This is a genomic window from Bacillus sp. FSL K6-1006, assembly GCF_038593175.1.
In the GTDB taxonomy this organism is placed as follows: domain Bacteria; phylum Bacillota; class Bacilli; order Bacillales; family Bacillaceae; genus Bacillus; species Bacillus safensis.
Map to the genome: position 1 here is coordinate 423,140 of NZ_CP151970.1, position 16,837 is coordinate 439,976.

Sequence of the window (16,837 nt, forward strand, 5' to 3'; positions counted from 1 at the left end):
GTGTATGTTACTAAATGACTATTTTTGTCGAAAATAGTCATTTAGTCATGTTGAGGCATTTGAAATGTTACTGATATTCTTTACCAAAGTGTGGGAGGTGAACTGGTACATACCATTACGATATGAAGCGAGAAAAAGGGGAGGTCAAAGAATGAACTTATTAAAAAGAACGAGTCAATTATTTCTTATATTGGTGCTGATCGTTGGAAATCTATTAACGGTCTCACCAGCTGTTACGAAAGCCGCTGGGACGGTTGTTGTCAATAACACGGATTCTTATATTATTGGGAGTAGGCCACTGGTTCTTCAGCAGCTCGATGGAAATAATCCAACAAATGTAAAAGCTAGTGTAGAGGTGAAAGGAATCGATATGGGTGCAGTGAATGGTGTTGCTGTAAGTGATCGAGAAAATGTTGTGTATGCAACTGCAAATAGCACGACCCCTACTCTATATAAAATAAATGCGACATCAGGGCAAGCAGAGAGCGTAACCCAATTACCAGAAGGTGCTTCTAATGCCGTTGTGTATCAAGATAAATATATCTATTCTTATGCTTCTAATGGTGAGTATTTCCTTGGAACATACGATTTAGCTACGGGTCAAAAATCGTCTAAAAAAATTGTCGGATATGACATTGGGTCTGGCGTTGGCGGAGATCTTGTCGTTGATAAGGACGGCTATCTTTGGTTCGCATCAAATGGCAGTGGGGCCATTGCGCAAATGAACCCTGATACAGCAGAAGTCATTCGTGTCATTCCGATTAAAAATGCAGATGGTAAAACGATTGACGGAGGCGTTCGGGGGATTAGCTTTTTGCCCAATGGACAAATGCTATTACAGTCAGGATTAAATGACTCCATTGGCCATTCCACTCTTTTTACACTTGATGCGAAAACATTAAGTACAACATATATGGGCACTGTAGGTGATTCATTATCTTACGATTTAGCTTCGCGGGTTAAGCCAGAATTTGATCCATATCCTCCAGAGCTTGAATCGGAAAAATCAGTTGTTTTACAGAAAAAAGCAGAGGGCAACACAGATGAGAAGCATCCAGAAGTAGGCGACACGTTACTTTATACAATTAAAGCAAAAAATACCGTGCAATATGGTATTGTCAAAAATCTGATCATATCAGATAAGCTGCCAAGCAGCTTAACGTATGTTTCAGGGTCTCTTAAGGTGGATGGAACGAGCGTAACAGATGCAAAAGATCAAGACAAAGGTGATTATACAAACGGCACTGTTTCAGGTCAAATAGGTGACGTGAAAGATACCGATTGGCACACAGTGACATTTGAAGCGACGGTAGGCAAAGGTCAGGCAGGCAAAGATATTCAAAATACCGCGAATGTCAAAGGGGAAAACGCACCTCCGGATGAACCAACAACAAATATAGAAATTTACCCGCGTGACCCAAAGCTTGAATCAAAAAAATCAGCGGTCTTACAGAAAAAAGCAGAAGGTAACACAGATGAGAAGCATCCAGAAGTAGGCGACACATTACTGTATACCATTCAAGCCCGTAATGCGATTGAAGACAGCGTCATTGAAGATCTTGTGATTTCTGACAAGTTACCTCAAGGGTTATCATATGTACCAAATTCACTTCAGGTAGATGGAAATCCAGTCACAGATGTAAAAGATGATGACAACGGGGATATGACAGACGGAACTGTCACTGGGACGTTCGGTGAAGTGAAAGATGCGAAATGGCATACAGTGACGTTTGAAGTGTCGGTTGACAAAGGTCAGGCAGGCAAAGATATTCAAAATACAGCTAATGTCACAAGCGGCAACACACCGCCAGACGAGCCGACAACAAAAACAGAAATCTATCCGCGTAACCCAAAGCTGACTTCTGAAAAATCAGCAGTTTTACAGAAAAAAGCAGAAGGTAACAAAGATGAGAAACACCCAGAAGTAGGCGATACCCTGCTTTATACAATTAAAACAAAGAATACGATAGAAGACAGTCTCGTTGAAAACTTAGTGATCTCAGATGAACTGCCGGAAGGATTGGCATATGTACAGAATTCACTTCAGGTGAATGGAGATGCAGTCACAGACGCAAAGGATGACGATAACGGAGACTTTACAAACGGAACCATCTCAGGACAATTTGGCGACATTAAGGATACAGATTGGCATACCGTGACGTTTGAAGTGACGGTTGAAAAAGGACAATCAGGCAAAGACATTCAAAATACAGCCAATGTCACAGGCGGCAACACACCGCCAGATAAGCCGACAACAAAAACAGAAATCTATCCGCGTGATCCAAAGCTTGAATCAGAAAAATCAGCGGTTTTGCAGAAAAAAGCAGAAGGTAACAAAGATGAGAAACACCCAGAAGTAGGCGATACCCTGCTTTATACAATTAAAACAAAAAACACGGTAGAAGACAGTCTTGTTGAAAATCTAGTGATTTCAGATCAATTACCAAAAGGGTTGAAGTATGTCACCGGGTCCCTTCAAATTGATGGGGAATCTGTCACAGATGTGAAAGACGACGATAGCGGTGACTACACAGATGGAAAGGTTACAGGTTCTTTTGGTGATGTGAAGGACACGGACTGGCATACTGTGACGTTTGAAGTGACAGTTGAAAAGGGACAGGCTGGTCAAGACATTCAAAACACAGCTGAAGTAACTGGCGAAAACACGCCGCCAGATGATCCAACAACGAAAACAGAAATTTATCCTCGTGAACCAAAACTAGCATCAGAAAAGGCTGCAAGTATTCAGAAAAAGGCAGAAGGCAACAAAGATAAAAAGACACCACAGGTAGGCGATACCCTGCTTTATACGATCAAAACAAAGAATCTTGAAGAAGACAGCATCGTCAACAATCTCGTGATTTCTGATGAACTGCCAGAAGGTCTTCAATATGTCGAAGGTTCACTAAAAGTAGATGGTCAAGCCGTCACAGATGCAAAAGATGATGACAACGGAGACTACACAAAAGGTACAGTCACCGCTCAATTCGGCGATATCAAAGATACCGACTGGCATACAGTGACCTTTGAAGCGAAGATTGCTAAAGGCCAATCAGGTAAAAGCATTCAAAACACAGCCAAAGTAACAGGCGATAATACACCGCCAGACGAACCAACAACCGAAACAAACATTGATCCAAGAGATCCAAAGCTTGAATCAGAAAAAACATCAGAAATCTCTCAAAAAGCAGAAGGCAATACCGATGAAAAAGAAGTACAAGTAGGCGACACCCTTCTTTACACGATCAAAACAAAAAATAATGTAGAAGACAGTGTCATCAAAGACTTAGTGATCGCAGATAAACTGCCAGAAGGTCTTGAATATGTCGAAGGGTCGTTAAAAGTAGATGGACAAGCTGCCACAGATGCAAAAGATGACGATAACGGAGATTACACAAAAGGCACAGTCACCGCTCAATTCGGCGATATCAAAGATACCGACTGGCATACCGTGACCTTTGAAGCGAAGGCTGCCAAAGGATCTGAAGGGAAAACCATTCAAAATATCGGAGTCGTGAAGGGTGAGAATGTAGATGAGCCTGACAAACCTGAAAACTCAACGACAGTAGAACCACCAAATGTACCAGAAGTCCCAGCAAATCCAGATCAACCTTCTGAGCCACAACAGGATACACCTGGTCATCATCTTCCAAATACTGCAACAGCAATGTACAACCTTTTACTAGCAGGATTTGCCCTTGTATTAATAGGTGCATCCCTTATTGTATGGAAAAGAAGAAAAAGAAACGGATAATCGTCCATGGTTCAAAAAATCATCTCAACTCTATTGATTACAGCAGGTATTTGTCTTGTGATCATAGGATATATAAGAATCGTTGATGGACAAAGGCAAGTAGATCAATCTTTCCAGTCTGCACAAGCAGCTATTCAGCAAAAGGGGGAAACGGATTCCCCTTTTGTTCCAAAGGCTGGTGAAACCATTGGACTCTTACACATTCCAAAGTTAAACGCTGAGTTACCAATTGTAGAAGGAACAGAAGCAGAGGACTTGGCAAAGGGTGTTGGTCATTATCATGAGAGCAATTTACCAAATGAACAGGGACAAATCGTTTTATCTGGGCATCGTGATACTGTGTTTAGACGAACAGGAGAACTTGTGAAAGGGGATCAACTCGTCATTGAGCTTTCATACGGTCGGTTTACCTATGAAATTGAGAAAACAAAGATTGTAAAAAAAGATGATCAAAGTATTATTACACTACAACAGGAAAAGGAAGAACTTGTCCTGACAACATGCTATCCTTTTTCTTTCATTGGTCCTGCACCAAACAGATATATCATATATGGAAAGCGTGTTTAAGCACTGGATCAGCCTGCAACTTATCCTTTCACTAACCGATTAAAGTACTTCATTCCTTGATAAAGAGGGAATTGCCTATATCTAGAGATGCAGGAGGGGGGTCAATTTGTTAAATCAAGACTATGTAAGATATATAGATAACTTTGGAAGAATTGTTCTTCCGACAGATATAAGAAAACGGCTAAAAATTCTTCCGCAAGATTTTATGGAGATTTATCGAGAAGAAGACCAAATTGTGATGAAGCCATATTGGCAGGATAAACCTTGTATCGTCACAGGGGAAGTGACAAACTCCAATAAGGTGCTATCCGGCGGGGTGGTCATCAGTCCAGAGGGAGCGAGACTTCTCCTGCAGGATTTACTGGCGCTTCGCCTGCAAAAAGAGATATAAAAAAAGGCTGTCCTCACCACGTGAGAACAGCCTTTTTTCATCATACTGGATTCAAAATCCGGTTTAAGAATTGTTTTGTTCGTTCTTCCTTTGGTCGTTTGAAGATTTCCTCTGGAGGACCTTGTTCGACGATGATGCCGCCATCAATAAAAATCACTTCGTCTGCTACTTCTTGGGCAAACTTGATTTCATGTGTGACAACCGCCATGGTCCAGCCTTCCTTCGCTAGATCCTTCATGACCTTTAAGACTTCTCCGACTAGCTCAGGGTCAAGCGCAGAGGTAGGTTCATCAAAAAGCATGAGCTCTGGCTGAATGGCAAGTGCACGGGCAATCCCGACACGCTGCTTTTGACCGCCTGAGAGCTGGAATGGATACAGATCCTTTTTATCTTCCAGACCGACCTTTTGCAAGAGCTGAATGGCTTCTTTTCGAACCGTTTCCTTTGGACGGCGCTGCACTTGGACAGGGCCTTCCATCACATTTTCAAGCACTGTACGGTGAGGAAACAGGTGATAATCCTGAAACACCATTCCTGATTTCCGGCGTAGCTTCAGCAGATCAGCTGATTTATTTTTTTTCGAAAAATCAATCGAGAAATCATCGAAGGTAAAGGAGCCGCCATTTGGTATTTCAAGTGCATTTAAACAGCGAAGCATCGTTGTTTTTCCTGAACCAGATGGACCGAGGATGGCCACAACCTGCCCTTTGTTGATCGAAAAATCAATCGACTTTAAAATCTCATTTTCACCAAAGGATTTCTTTAAGCCTTTGACTGTTAGCATGTCGTTCCCTCCTTACCTTGCGACATATCGATCAAGTCGTTTTTCAATTTGATGCTGAACGAGCGATAGAATGAAGCAGAATACCCAATAGATGAGGGCTGCTTCCATATAAATAAACAAGATCTGATCCAAGTTCGCCGCAGCAATCTCCTGTGATTTACGGAACATCTCTGCCACGAGAATTTGGGAGGCAAGGGATGTATCCTTCACCAAACTAATGAATGAATTAGAAAGCGGTGGAATCGATACACGTACAGCCTGCGGTAAAATCACGCGGACGAGCGTTTTGCGATGTGTCATCCCAATGGAATAACCTGCTTCCCATTGTCCTTTTGGAACAGACAGGACGGATGCACGGATAATTTCCGACGCATACGCACCTACGTTTAAAGAAAAAGCAATAATGGCACTTGGATATGGATCCAGTGTGATATTAAATGTCGGAAAGAAATAGAAAATAATAAACAATTGCACAAAAAGCGGCGTTCCGCGAACGGCCGACACATAGATGGAGAAAATCCATCTGAGGGCTTTAATTTTAGACATTCTAGCAAGAGCTGTCACAAGCGCGATAAAAATACCAATAATAAAGGCAATGATGGCGAGGGGAATTGTATAATAAATCCCCTGCATCACCATTGGCCAAAAAGATTGCTGAAGAAGATCCCAAGGAATGACGACTCCTAGGATGTTATTTTGTAACATCTTCACCAAACCATTTCTTAGAAATCTTAGCGAGTGTACCGTCTTTTTTCATTTCTTTTAATGCGCCATTCACTTTGTCAACGACTTCGCCGCTGCCTTTTCTGAATGCGAAATACGTTTCTTGAGGATCTCCTGTTTCAAATGCAACTTTTAGGTTTTTGTTACCGCTTGTTTTCAAGTAATTCAATACAGCCAATTTGTCATTGAACGTCAGATCAGCACGTCCTTGCTGAATCAATTGAATGGATTGTGCAAGACCTTCAACGCCTTCAATCTTAGCGCCAGCATCTGTTGCTAGTTTATTGTAGTTACTTGTTAATGATTGTGCTGCTTTTTTGCCTTTCACATCAGATAGTTTCTTGATGTCGTTGTTATCTGATTTTGTCACAACAATAGCTTGAGATGTCGTATATTTATCAGAGAAATCGTATTGATTTTCACGTCCAGTTTTCCCAACTTGGTTCGCTACCACGTCAAAACGTTTTGCATTCAGTCCAGCAAACATACTGTCCCATTGTGTTTCTTTGAATTCAGGTTTTAAGTCAAGACGTTTTGCTACTTCTGTGATGACTTCTACATCATAGCCAGTTAATTTATCTGTCTTTTTGTCATGGAAGGTGAAAGGAGCATAAGTACCCTCTGTTCCGATGGTTAATACACCTTTATCCTGAATGGATTTCCATAGGTCTCCTGATTCCTTAGACCCAGATTGTTTATTCGCGTTGTCGCTTGCACCAGATCCACATGCCGTGATCAATGCAACACAAACGCCTAACATAATGGCAAAGAACATTTTTTTCATTTTATTCCCCACTTTTCTTGTTGGTATTTACAACATATGATCTTACAGAGAAGCAACCTAAAAGTAAAGCATTTGAAACTAGCTTGAGCGAATCTCACCAACTTTATGCCCTCAAACGGTCGAACGGACAAACGATAGAACTATACCCAAGTTAAAAGGTGAATAAAACCATACACAAGTTCAAGATGATTAAGATGATTTGATTGGTGGAACGTTAGATAAACGATTCGGGTAAAATATGCTATGATCATCCCAACGAAATTTTCCAATCGATTCAATTGACTTCTAAGAAACAAAAGGGAAGTGTGAACATTTGCATACATCGAAACAAAAACCTGTCATGATCTTAATACACGAAATATACGGAATAAATGATCATATGAAGAGTATGATCCATTATTTCGACAAAGCTGGATTTGAGGTTTATTGTCCTCATTTATTGGGACAGGCGAAGCACTTCCCTTATGTCAGTGAAAATGAGGCTTACGACTACTTTATGAATAAAGTTGGTTTTGATAAGCCGGTAAAGAGTGTACTGAATCTGGCAAAAGAGTTAAAGACGAAGAATGCCGCGATAGATATATTTCTGCTAGGTTTTAGTGTGGGGGCAACAATTGCCTGGCGATGCAGCCAAAATGATCAGCTGTTTAGAGGAGTTATTGGATTTTATGGTTCAAGGATCAGAGATGACGTCGATCTTGCGCCCGCCTGCAAAAGCTGTTATTTTTCCCGGAGATCGAAGCATCCTTTCATCCCAGGGAGATTGCGAGTGTTTTGGAGAAAAAGAAAAAGCTTTGCGTGACAATAGTAGAGGGAGAGCATGGATTCGCCAATCCTTATTCTGCGGCTTTTCACGCTGAATCTAAAAATCACTGCTTTCAAGAAATAGATGAATTTATCAAAGTGTGTTTGCTAAAAGCAGAATGACTTGTGACAAAAGTGATCATAAGAACTGTCTAAAATGAGACTCGAAAAGAATGAAACGAAACCAGTGTGCAACGATAAAGTTTCATGCTGGTTTTTTTGTGCAATATTTTAGATATATGGCATCCTATCAAATGGTTTGATCCACCACATAGTTGTGCGAACATTACTAAAATAAAGACTTTGAGACAGTGACCATAGAAGGAAGCATATTTATTATAAAAGATGTATAATTAGTAGGTTGTTTTGAAAATGGAATGAATCACATGGAGACATGTTTTGATAACAGAGCATCTTAGAAGAAGGAGGGCATCATTGTGGATGTTGGACAAAATCAGCCTGAACAATTGAAAAGGGCGATGACCTCCCGCCATTTATTTATGATTTCACTTGGCGGTGTCATTGGGACAGGCTTTTTCTTAGGAACGGGCTATACGATTGGACAAGCAGGACCGGTCGGAGCCGTTCTTTCATATATTGTGGGCGGATTGATCATGTATTTAACCATGCTGTGTCTTGGGGAGCTGTCTGTTGCACTTCCTGTGTCGGGGTCGTTTCATACGTATGCGACGAAATTTGTCAGCCCGGCAGCGGGTTTTGCTGTCGGCTGGATTTATTGGCTCGGCTGGGCAGCAACGGTTGCCCTTGAGTTCTTATCAGCAGGGCAGCTGATGAGGCGCTGGCTCCCGCAAGTGGATGTGTGGATTTGGTGTCTCGTATTCGGACTCTGTCTTTTCTTATTAAATGCCCGGTCAGCGAAAGCGTTCGGGGAGTCGGAATTTTTCTTTTCTACCATTAAGATTATTGCAATTTTACTCTTTATTGGCGTAGGCGGAGCGGCGATGTTTGGGTTTATTGATACAACGAGCGGTGAACCCGCCCCTTACTTCAGCCATTTTGTGAATGACGGGCTGTTTCCAAATGGCCTGCTTGCTGTTGTGGTTACGATGATCACAGTGAATTTTTCATTTCAAGGAACAGAGCTGATCGGGATTGCGGCAGGAGAAAGTGAAAACCCTGAGAAAACCGTTCCCCGTTCGATCCATCAGACCGTATGGCGTACACTTGTCTTTTTCGTCTTATCTATTTTTGTCTTAGCGGGTATGGTGCCTTGGAAGGAAGCTAGTGTGCTGCAAAGCCCATTTGTTACTGTGTTTGAGAGAACGGGCATTCCTTTTGCGGCAGACATCATGAACTTTGTCATTATCATTGCTTTATTATCTGTTGCGAACTCTGGCTTGTATGCATCAACAAGAATGCTGTATTCCTTATCGAAGGAAGGAATGGCAGGAAAAGCATTTAGACGCGTCAATCAGCGCGGTATTCCGATGAATGCCTTACTGCTCACCTTCCTATTTACAGGGATTTCGCTGTTATCCGGCTTCTTTGCAGAGAAAACGGTATTTGCCTGGATCGTGTCCATTGCCGGCATGAGTGCCCAGACAGGCTGGATCACGATTACATTATCACAGCTGCTTTTCCGTAGAAAATACTTGAAAGCAGGCGGAAAGCTGGAAAACTTAAAATTTAAAACGCCTCTTTATCCGGTGCTGCCGATCATTGCAATTACACTGAATACCATCGTATTGGTCAGTCTTGCCTTTGATCAAGAGCAGCGCATCGGGCTATATGTCGGTGTACCGCTTATGATCATTGGATATGTTGTCTATCACCGCTATGTGAAAAAGCATCAGGCACAAAGTGAGCCGCTGAAGCTGCAAATCCATGGAGATGACGAGATCCGGTTTTAAACCATCAAAAAGAAGCCAACCCAATCGGGAGGCTTCTTTTTTTAATTCAATGAACGCCTTTCATCGCTTTCTTAATCACTGGTGTCAGTAATAGCATCACACCGCATAAAACGATGGCAAGGAATCCGATGATACCGAAATAAACGGTTTCCGGCACTTTATCAAACAGTTTGACTACTTGCGCATTGATCGCCTGTGCCATCGCATTTGAAAGGAACCAAAGACTCATCGTTTGCGCTGAGAAGGCAGCAGGGGCCAGCTTTGTTGTCGCTGACAGTCCAACTGGTGATAAGCAGAGCTCCCCGATCACGACGAGGAAGAAGCTCAGAACGAGCCATAATGGGCTCACAAGTGTGTTTGGACCGGACATGTATGCAGGAATGATCATGATGATGAAGGATAACCCTGCAAACAAAAGACCGAGTGAGAACTTAATCGGGGTAGACGGCTGTTTCTTCCCAAGTCTGACCCATAACCAAGCAAACACTGGAGACAGCAGCACAATAAAGATTGGGTTCAATGATTGGAACCATGAAGACGCTAGTGTCATCCCAAGGAAATTCAAGTTTGTTCGTTGATCTGCATATGTCGCTAAAATGTTTGAGCCCTGTTCTTGAATCGCCCAGAACATCACGGCAGCAAGGAACAATGGAATATAAGCGAGAACCCTGGATTGTTCCACTGCGCTCGTCTTTTTACTGAAATACATGATAATGAAATAAACAATTGGAATGAGTACACCAAGGGCACTGACAAACCAAGTGAATAGATTAATTGTGAGTGCGCCTGTTTGAATGCCAATGACAGCAAAAATCGCAAGCAAAATCACAACTAATGAACCGTAAATTTTGAAGTTCTTACGTTCGGCAGCTGATAATGGATTGGTCACATACGTGCCGGCAAGACCAAGGTTCGGTTTTTTTGTGACCACAAATGTAATGAGTCCAACAAGCATCCCAACGGCAGCAAGTGAGAACCCGAGGTGGAAATTCACTTTTTGACCGAGTGTTCCGACAATTAATGGAGAGATAAAGCCACCCATATTGATCCCCATGTAGAAAATACTAAATCCAGAGTCCCTGCGCGGGTCTGTTTTTGTATACAGGTCGCCAACAATGTTTGAAACGTTTGGCTTGAGAAGACCTGTCCCGATAATAATCAGTCCCATACTAATAAAGAGCGCTGTTGCTCCGCTTGGCAAAGCCAAAATCACGTGGCCAAGCATAATGAAAACTCCGCCATAAAAGACCGTACTGGATGATCCAAATACCCGGTCGGCGAGCCATCCGCCAATCACTCCTGACATATAGACAAGCGCACCGTAGACAGACATGATCGAATTGGCTGTCGTCTGATCAAAGCCTAGACCGCCTTTTGTCACCTCTGTGTACATATAATAAATAAGCAGTGCACGCATGCCATAATAGGAGAAACGCTCCCAAAATTCAGTGAAAAACAGTGTGTAAAGTCCTTTAGGATGTCCAAAAAACCCTTTTTGAGGAACACTTTTAACAATTTTATCGTGGTCAATTGTAGACATGGCATAGATCCTTTCTTAAAAAAAGAGATATGAGAAAAATGATATTCTTGTATAGTTCTTGTGTCAATATAAAACTATTCTAAAACAGGAAAATGTTAGTTCAATAGGCGTAAAGACTCAAAAAAATGAAAAATTCATTGAAGTGAAAATTATCTGAAAGTTATTTCAAAAGAATTTATTTAAAATTTGAAGTAATGTACAAGCAAACCTTTTACACATGCATAGGATGACGAGAGAACATGTGTGAAAAGGAGTGATTTAGGTTGGGGGAATTGAATGAAGCTGATCTAAAAAAACCTGTTGTCAATGTACTAGATTTTGGCGTAATTGCTGATGGGAAAACGGATTGTACAGCTAAGATTAATGAATGTTTAGAATGGACAAAAGCACAGGGGTATTCCCATGTCTGGCTGCCGAGCGGCACGTATTTAATCGATGCGGTGTACAGAGGTGATTCATTTTTTCCTTTTCGAGGTGCGGGTATACGGGTGCCAAGTCATATATGCATTGAGATGGCGTCAGACGCTGTAATAAAGGTAAAACCAAATGATTCATGGGGGTATGCAGCCTTTTATATAGGAAAGGTTCAGCATGTGACCATCCGAGGCGGGCGTATTGAAGGGGATCGTCATGAGCATGTATACAAGCCGCTCCCCGCTGAACGAAAAACCCATGAATGGGGCTTTGGGATATGTATTGAAGGTGCCTCACATGTAGAGGTCAATCATGTCCAAATAAAAAATTGTACGGGAGACGGCATCATTGTCAGTCCCCACGGTTTGTTGACAGAGGGTGAACCATACTCGCCTGCTGCATCTATTGATATTTCTGGCTGCACCATCACAGATTCGAGACGAAACAACATTTCGATTACAGGCTGTGATGGGGTTATTGTGGAGGATTGTCTCTTGGAAAGAGCAGGAGTAAATGGGGTCGAGCCAAGAATGGGCATAGATATTGAAGGCTATGGAGAAAATGCCGTTAATATGGAGGAGCCTCTGAATATTCAGATTCGCAACAACATCGTCAGAGGAGGTGCTGCAAGCTCCATCTATAACTTTAACGGCTATGGTGTGATCATTGAAGGCAATCATACAGATAGCAGTATCTCCTATGGCTTCTCCACCGAAACGATCATTGCCAACAATTTGATTCGTGCAGTAGGAGGAGGTGTGACAAAAGCAGGGATTACGAGCTTAGGCGTCTCACTTGGCCAAACGGAAAACAATGTAATGATTATTGGCAATATGATTGAGGGGTTTGAAAAAGGAATTGATGTGAGAGGAGACAGCGTTCACATTACAGGCAATAAGATTAGTCTTTTTGAAGATGCGGCTGTGTCCGTTTATATGGCGAATCGTATTCTAATAGAAGGAAACCATATTGAATCAGGAACGAATACCGGAAAAAGAAGCGCCTCGCTGCGTATCTATCAATCGGATAGTGTCGTCTTTTCAAACAATACGGTCTACTCTGTTATCGATGCGGCCGTGGTGAGAGGAACGAATATCCTGATCCAGCACAATCAATTCAAAGAATTCAGCAGAGGAATCTGGGTGCAGGAAGGGGAAGCTGGGCTCAACGGCAACCACTTTATTCAAGAAGGACATCCAGAGCTTGGGTCTTCGTATACGATCAGTGTCACTGGAAATGCAAAGGCTTTCATTTGGCATAATCGCTTTAAGCACTATCAAAACTACGCTGTATACAGCAGCACGACGGGGGCATTAGAGATTAAAGATAATTCCTTTGAAGAAACATCCTTATATGTGGTGATGTATATTAAAAATGGTTCACCACAAATTGGAGATAACCGTTTCTATTTAAATCGATCGATTGGACAGCCGACGGCGATCTTTATTGACCAGGCCGCCTCAGCCCGTGTGCTGCGCAATAACATCATCAATATTTCTCCTCAAAAAGCAATTGCCGTCCGCACCGCCAATTCCACTCATTCTGTCATCGCTCACAACATGCTGGAGCGTAGTCAACTGGTGACACATACCACAGACAGGCTCATCGGAAATATTGAGATTGATACACCGTCATGAGTGTTTGAAATCCCTTATTTTGGAGGTTCAGAAGGCGGTTGACAATCCTGTAAAAAGGGCATATAGTAATAATTATTTTTCATTTTTCGCAACATTTGCCCTTTTTTTTATTAATAAAACCGATTAATTCAATCAGAAAAATGTATCTAAGGACTTCGGTTTGATACATGTAGGATATAGAAAGGATGAAGAACAAGTGTCACAGCCGAAAAGGAAGCTCAAGCTAGGCGTATTCATCGCAGGAACTGGACATCACGTTGCCTCTTGGAGACATCCGAATGCAGTACCAGACGCAGCCATGAATCTAGATTATTTTAAACAATTAGCGAAAAAGGCAGAGGAAGGAAAGCTGGATTTGCTCTTTTTAGCCGACAGTTTATCCATTAATCAAACCTCTCATCCGAACGTATTAACAAGATTTGAACCGCTCACGCTGCTTTCATCTATTGCTGAGTCTACTTCAACCATTGGTTTAGCAGCAACAGCTTCCACTACATACAGTGAGCCTTTCCATATTGCAAGGCAGTTTGCCTCCCTTGATCATTTATCAGGCGGAAGAGCGGCATGGAATGTGGTCACATCTTCTATTGAAGAAACAGCGAAAAATTTTAGCGGAGAAGAGCATTTAGCACACCATAAACGATATGAGCGGGCAGAAGAGTTCGTCGAGGTCGTCAAAGGTCTCTGGGATTCTTGGGAGGAAGACGCCCTTGTCAGAAACAAGGAAACGGGAGAATTCTTCGAATCTAGTAAGCTTCATGAGCTCCAGCACAAAGGTGAGTTCTTCTCAGTAAGAGGTCCTCTCAACGTATCACGCACGCCGCAAGGGCAGCCCGTGATCATTCAAGCAGGATCTTCTGAAGATGGCCAAAAGCTTGCAGCAAAAACAGCAGAGCTCATTTTCACTGCACAAAACGATCTCGATAAAGCGAAGGAATTTTATCAAAGCTTGAAGGGGAAAGTAGAGGCTGCTGGCCGTGCTAGAGAGGACGTCAGCATCATGCCGGGTATCTTTCCGATCATTGCTGATACAGAGGAAGAAGCCCAAGCGAAATATGAAGAATTACAGGAGCTGATTGTTCCTGAGATTGGACTGAGCATTCTGCAAAATTACTTAGGCGGGATTGATCTGTCTCAGTATCCTTTAGACGGACCGCTTCCAGAGATTGATCCGAGCACGTCAAATGCGGTGAAAAGCCGTTTTGATCTCGTGATGAATATGGCGAGAAAGGATAACCTGACCATTCGCCAGCTCTATCAATCGGTTGCCGGCTCACGCGGTCATAATATTTTCATTGGAACGCCGCAGCAGCTGGCAGATGTGATGGAAACATGGCTTCGTGAAGAAGCAGCAGACGGCTTTAATGTCATGCCGCCGCTCTTGCCAGAAGGGCTGGATGTGTTCGTAGACCGCGTCGTCCCAATCCTTCAGGAGCGAGGCTTATTCAAAACTGATTACACAGGACAAACCTTACGAGAAAATCTTGGATTAACAGAGCCAAAAAATCGCTACACGATATAAGGGTGAGGTGACTAACGTTGGGATACACGTTTCGTCTGGCAACAGAGGCAGATATAGAGGCGCTGCTTGAACTGACAACAAGAGCATACGAGCCAATTCGTGAGCTCGGCATCCAGTTCCAAGCAGCACATGCTGATTTCGCTCTCGTTCAGAAAAATGTACAAAAGAATCTTTGCTATGTGATGGAAGAAAACGGAGAGCTTCTATCCACCTTATCACTCCGTATGCCTTGGGGAGAGCAGCCAGGACCGTTCGGCGTCCCTCATATCTGGTGGTTTGCCTCAGAACCAGCCGCCAAAAAAGGCACAGGCTCAGCCTTGCTGGAATGGGTGGAAACCGAAGTGCTAAGGGATACACTGAAGGTGCCGTACGTGTCGCTCGGTACAGCTGATAAGCATCCATGGCTGATAGAGATGTATGAGCGTAAAGGCTATGTCAGAGCAGGAGAAAAAGATTTAGGCAAAGGTCATATCACGGTTTATTTCAAAAAACAATTAAGATCAGATATCACACAACCATAAGAGGAAGAAGGGTATACAAACATGAAAAACAAAAAGTGGCTAGTCGTTCTATTTGCAGCAATGCTGGCAGTTTTAGCAGCTTGCGGCGGCGGCAATCAGAGTGAAGGCAAAGACGAAAAAGTGTTAAAAGTAGGCGCTACAGGACAAAGCTATCCGTTTGCTTATAAAGACAATGGCAAGCTTGTCGGATTCGATGTTGAAGTAACAGAAGCCATTGCGAAAAAGCTTGGCTACAAACTAGACTGGCAGCTGAGTGAATTCAGCGGACTGATGGGACAGCTGACGTCTGGTAAGCTCGATACAGTGTCAAACCAAGTTGCCATCACAGACGAGCGTAAACAAACATTTAACTTTACAGATACGTACGCTTACGCAGGAACACAAATCATCGTGAAAAAAGACAACAACGACATCAAAGGTCTTGACGATTTAAAAGGAAAAACAGTGGCGGCGGTTCTTGGCTCTAACCATGCTAAAAACTTAGAGAGCAAAGACCCGGACAAGAAAATTAAGATTAAAACATATGAAACGCAAGACGGCGTATTAAATGAAGTGGCAAATGGCCGCGTAGATGCTTATGTCAACGGACGCAGTGTATTACTTGCTCAAATTGAAAAAACAGGTCTGCCGCTGAAAATCGTAGGCAACCCAATTGTATATGAAGAAGTAGGCTACCCATTTGCGAAAGATAAAAAGCATGACAAACTAAGAGAAGAATTTAACAAAGCCATCAAAGAATTAAGAGAAGACGGGACACTTAAGAAATTGTCTGAGAAATACTTCAAAGACGATGTCACAGTGCCAATTAAAAAATAACGACAGCGGCGGTGAAGAGCAGACATGAACAAAATTGATTGGCAGTATATGGTGACGGTGTTTCCGACATTGCTTCAATACTTGCCGATAACGATCTTCATGGCGATTGTGTCCATGGTATTTGCCATTATCATTGGTGTGGTATTCGCTCTCATTACGAAAAACCGGATACCTGTTTTATACCAATTTGCCAAGCTGTATATTTCTTTCTTCAGAGCGGTTCCAACCTTGGTTCAGCTCTTTCTCATTTATTTTGGTCTCCCGCAGCTATTCCCTGCGATGACCACAATGGATGCTTTAACAGCGGTCATTATCGGATTAAGTATTAAAAACTCGGCATACTTAGCAGAAATTTTCAGAGCGGCTCTGAACTCAGTGGATGAAGGGCAGCTTGAGGCATGCTTATCTGTCGGTATGACAAGGTGGCAGTCTTACGTTAGAATTATTTTCCCGCAGGCCATCAGAAATGCAATTCCAGCGACGGGGAATACCTTTATCGGTCTTTTAAAAGAAACATCTCTTGCCTTTACGATTGGTGTGGCAGAAATGTTTGCACAAGGGAAGATGATTGCATCGGCGAACTATAAATACTTTGAAACCTATTTAGCCGTAGGGATCGTGTATTGGGTGATGACGATCATTTATAGCTTCCTGCAGGACCTGTTTGAACGAAAAATCAGCAAGCCTTACCGGAATTAAGGAGGTGTGG

The 16,837-nt window shown here is 42.6% G+C and carries 14 protein-coding genes; 10 read left to right on the forward strand and 4 right to left on the reverse strand.

Going from position 1 to position 16,837, the window contains the following annotated elements; all coding sequences use genetic code 11:
- Positions 1 to 151 precede the first annotated feature (151 nt).
- The 3 genes from NSS65_RS02045 to NSS65_RS02055 all read left to right on the forward strand — a co-directional run bounded on the left by NSS65_RS02045 (position 152) and on the right by NSS65_RS02055 (position 4,712).
- Positions 152 to 3,754, forward strand: coding sequence for an isopeptide-forming domain-containing fimbrial protein (locus NSS65_RS02045; RefSeq protein ID WP_326254397.1), 3,603 nt, complete (start codon positions 152 to 154; stop codon positions 3,752 to 3,754).
- A 6-nt stretch (positions 3,755 to 3,760) separates the two neighbouring features.
- Positions 3,761 to 4,321, forward strand: coding sequence for a class D sortase (locus NSS65_RS02050; protein ID WP_034283766.1), 561 nt, complete (start codon positions 3,761 to 3,763; stop codon positions 4,319 to 4,321).
- A gap of 106 nt (positions 4,322 to 4,427) precedes the next feature.
- Positions 4,428 to 4,712 carry an AbrB/MazE/SpoVT family DNA-binding domain-containing protein gene (locus NSS65_RS02055; RefSeq protein ID WP_034283768.1) on the forward strand — a complete coding sequence of 95 codons (285 nt, stop codon included), beginning with the start codon at positions 4,428 to 4,430 and terminating at the stop codon, positions 4,710 to 4,712.
- A 40-nt stretch (positions 4,713 to 4,752) separates the two neighbouring features.
- On the opposite strand, the gene NSS65_RS02060 is transcribed toward NSS65_RS02055, so the two are convergent.
- From NSS65_RS02060 to tcyA, 3 genes are read right to left on the reverse strand one after another with little or no spacing between them, the layout of a single operon-like run.
- Positions 4,753 to 5,496 carry an amino acid ABC transporter ATP-binding protein gene (locus NSS65_RS02060; protein WP_326254398.1) on the reverse strand — a complete coding sequence of 248 codons (744 nt, stop codon included), beginning with the start codon at positions 5,494 to 5,496 and terminating at the stop codon, positions 4,753 to 4,755.
- Positions 5,497 to 5,508: 12 nt separating this feature from the next.
- Positions 5,509 to 6,201, reverse strand: coding sequence for an amino acid ABC transporter permease (locus tag NSS65_RS02065; protein ID WP_024424286.1), 693 nt, complete (start codon positions 6,199 to 6,201; stop codon positions 5,509 to 5,511).
- A complete protein-coding gene (tcyA, locus tag NSS65_RS02070) occupies positions 6,188 to 7,003 on the reverse strand; it encodes a cystine ABC transporter substrate-binding lipoprotein TcyA (protein WP_142946756.1) in 816 nt (271 codons plus the stop codon). The genes NSS65_RS02065 and tcyA overlap by 14 nt, the downstream gene beginning before the upstream one ends.
- Before the next feature lie 313 nt (positions 7,004 to 7,316).
- On the opposite strand from tcyA, the gene NSS65_RS02075 reads away from it, so the two are divergent.
- Complete coding sequence (locus NSS65_RS02075; protein ID WP_326254400.1) at positions 7,317 to 7,805, forward strand: dienelactone hydrolase family protein; 489 nt, start codon at positions 7,317 to 7,319, stop codon at positions 7,803 to 7,805.
- Between the two features lie 481 nt (positions 7,806 to 8,286).
- Entirely contained in the window at positions 8,287 to 9,678 is a 1,392-nt protein-coding gene (locus tag NSS65_RS02080) for an amino acid permease (RefSeq protein ID WP_061110673.1), read from the forward strand.
- Between the two features lie 46 nt (positions 9,679 to 9,724).
- Here the strand turns inward: NSS65_RS02080 and NSS65_RS02085 are convergent, their stop codons facing one another.
- On the reverse strand, positions 9,725 to 11,218 hold the full coding sequence (locus NSS65_RS02085; protein WP_065215321.1) for a peptide MFS transporter: 1,494 nt from the start codon (positions 11,216 to 11,218) through the stop codon (positions 9,725 to 9,727).
- 263 nt (positions 11,219 to 11,481) lie between these two features.
- On the opposite strand from NSS65_RS02085, the gene NSS65_RS02090 reads away from it, so the two are divergent.
- From NSS65_RS02090 to NSS65_RS02110, 5 genes are all read left to right on the forward strand, one after another.
- Entirely contained in the window at positions 11,482 to 13,269 is a 1,788-nt protein-coding gene (locus NSS65_RS02090; RefSeq protein WP_326136059.1) for a right-handed parallel beta-helix repeat-containing protein, read from the forward strand.
- A gap of 196 nt (positions 13,270 to 13,465) precedes the next feature.
- Positions 13,466 to 14,791, forward strand: coding sequence for an LLM class flavin-dependent oxidoreductase (locus NSS65_RS02095; protein WP_065215319.1), 1,326 nt, complete (start codon positions 13,466 to 13,468; stop codon positions 14,789 to 14,791).
- 17 nt (positions 14,792 to 14,808) lie between these two features.
- The gene (locus NSS65_RS02100) at positions 14,809 to 15,312 is read left to right on the forward strand and encodes a GNAT family N-acetyltransferase (protein WP_024427303.1); all 504 of its coding nucleotides are present in this window, start codon (positions 14,809 to 14,811) and stop codon (positions 15,310 to 15,312) included.
- A gap of 21 nt (positions 15,313 to 15,333) precedes the next feature.
- Positions 15,334 to 16,128: an amino acid ABC transporter substrate-binding protein gene (locus NSS65_RS02105; RefSeq protein ID WP_061110643.1), complete on the forward strand. Its 795-nt coding sequence runs from the start codon at positions 15,334 to 15,336 to the stop codon at positions 16,126 to 16,128.
- Positions 16,129 to 16,152: 24 nt separating this feature from the next.
- Positions 16,153 to 16,827, forward strand: coding sequence for an amino acid ABC transporter permease (locus NSS65_RS02110; protein ID WP_342467346.1), 675 nt, complete (start codon positions 16,153 to 16,155; stop codon positions 16,825 to 16,827).
- Positions 16,828 to 16,837: the final 10 nt, after the last annotated feature.

Coding starts and splice junctions, on each gene's coding strand:
- NSS65_RS02045 (WP_326254397.1), top strand. CDS start 152: ATGAACTTATTAAAAAGAACGAGTCAATTATTTCTTATATTGGTGCTG.
- NSS65_RS02050 (WP_034283766.1), top strand. CDS start 3,761: ATGGTTCAAAAAATCATCTCAACTCTATTGATTACAGCAGGTATTTGT.
- NSS65_RS02060 (WP_326254398.1), bottom strand. CDS start 5,496: ATGCTAACAGTCAAAGGCTTAAAGAAATCCTTTGGTGAAAATGAGATT.
- NSS65_RS02065 (WP_024424286.1), bottom strand. CDS start 6,201: ATGTTACAAAATAACATCCTAGGAGTCGTCATTCCTTGGGATCTTCTT.
- tcyA (WP_142946756.1), bottom strand. CDS start 7,003: ATGAAAAAAATGTTCTTTGCCATTATGTTAGGCGTTTGTGTTGCATTG.
- NSS65_RS02080 (WP_061110673.1), top strand. CDS start 8,287: ATGACCTCCCGCCATTTATTTATGATTTCACTTGGCGGTGTCATTGGG.
- NSS65_RS02085 (WP_065215321.1), bottom strand. CDS start 11,218: ATGTCTACAATTGACCACGATAAAATTGTTAAAAGTGTTCCTCAAAAA.
- NSS65_RS02105 (WP_061110643.1), top strand. CDS start 15,334: ATGAAAAACAAAAAGTGGCTAGTCGTTCTATTTGCAGCAATGCTGGCA.
- NSS65_RS02110 (WP_342467346.1), top strand. CDS start 16,153: ATGAACAAAATTGATTGGCAGTATATGGTGACGGTGTTTCCGACATTG.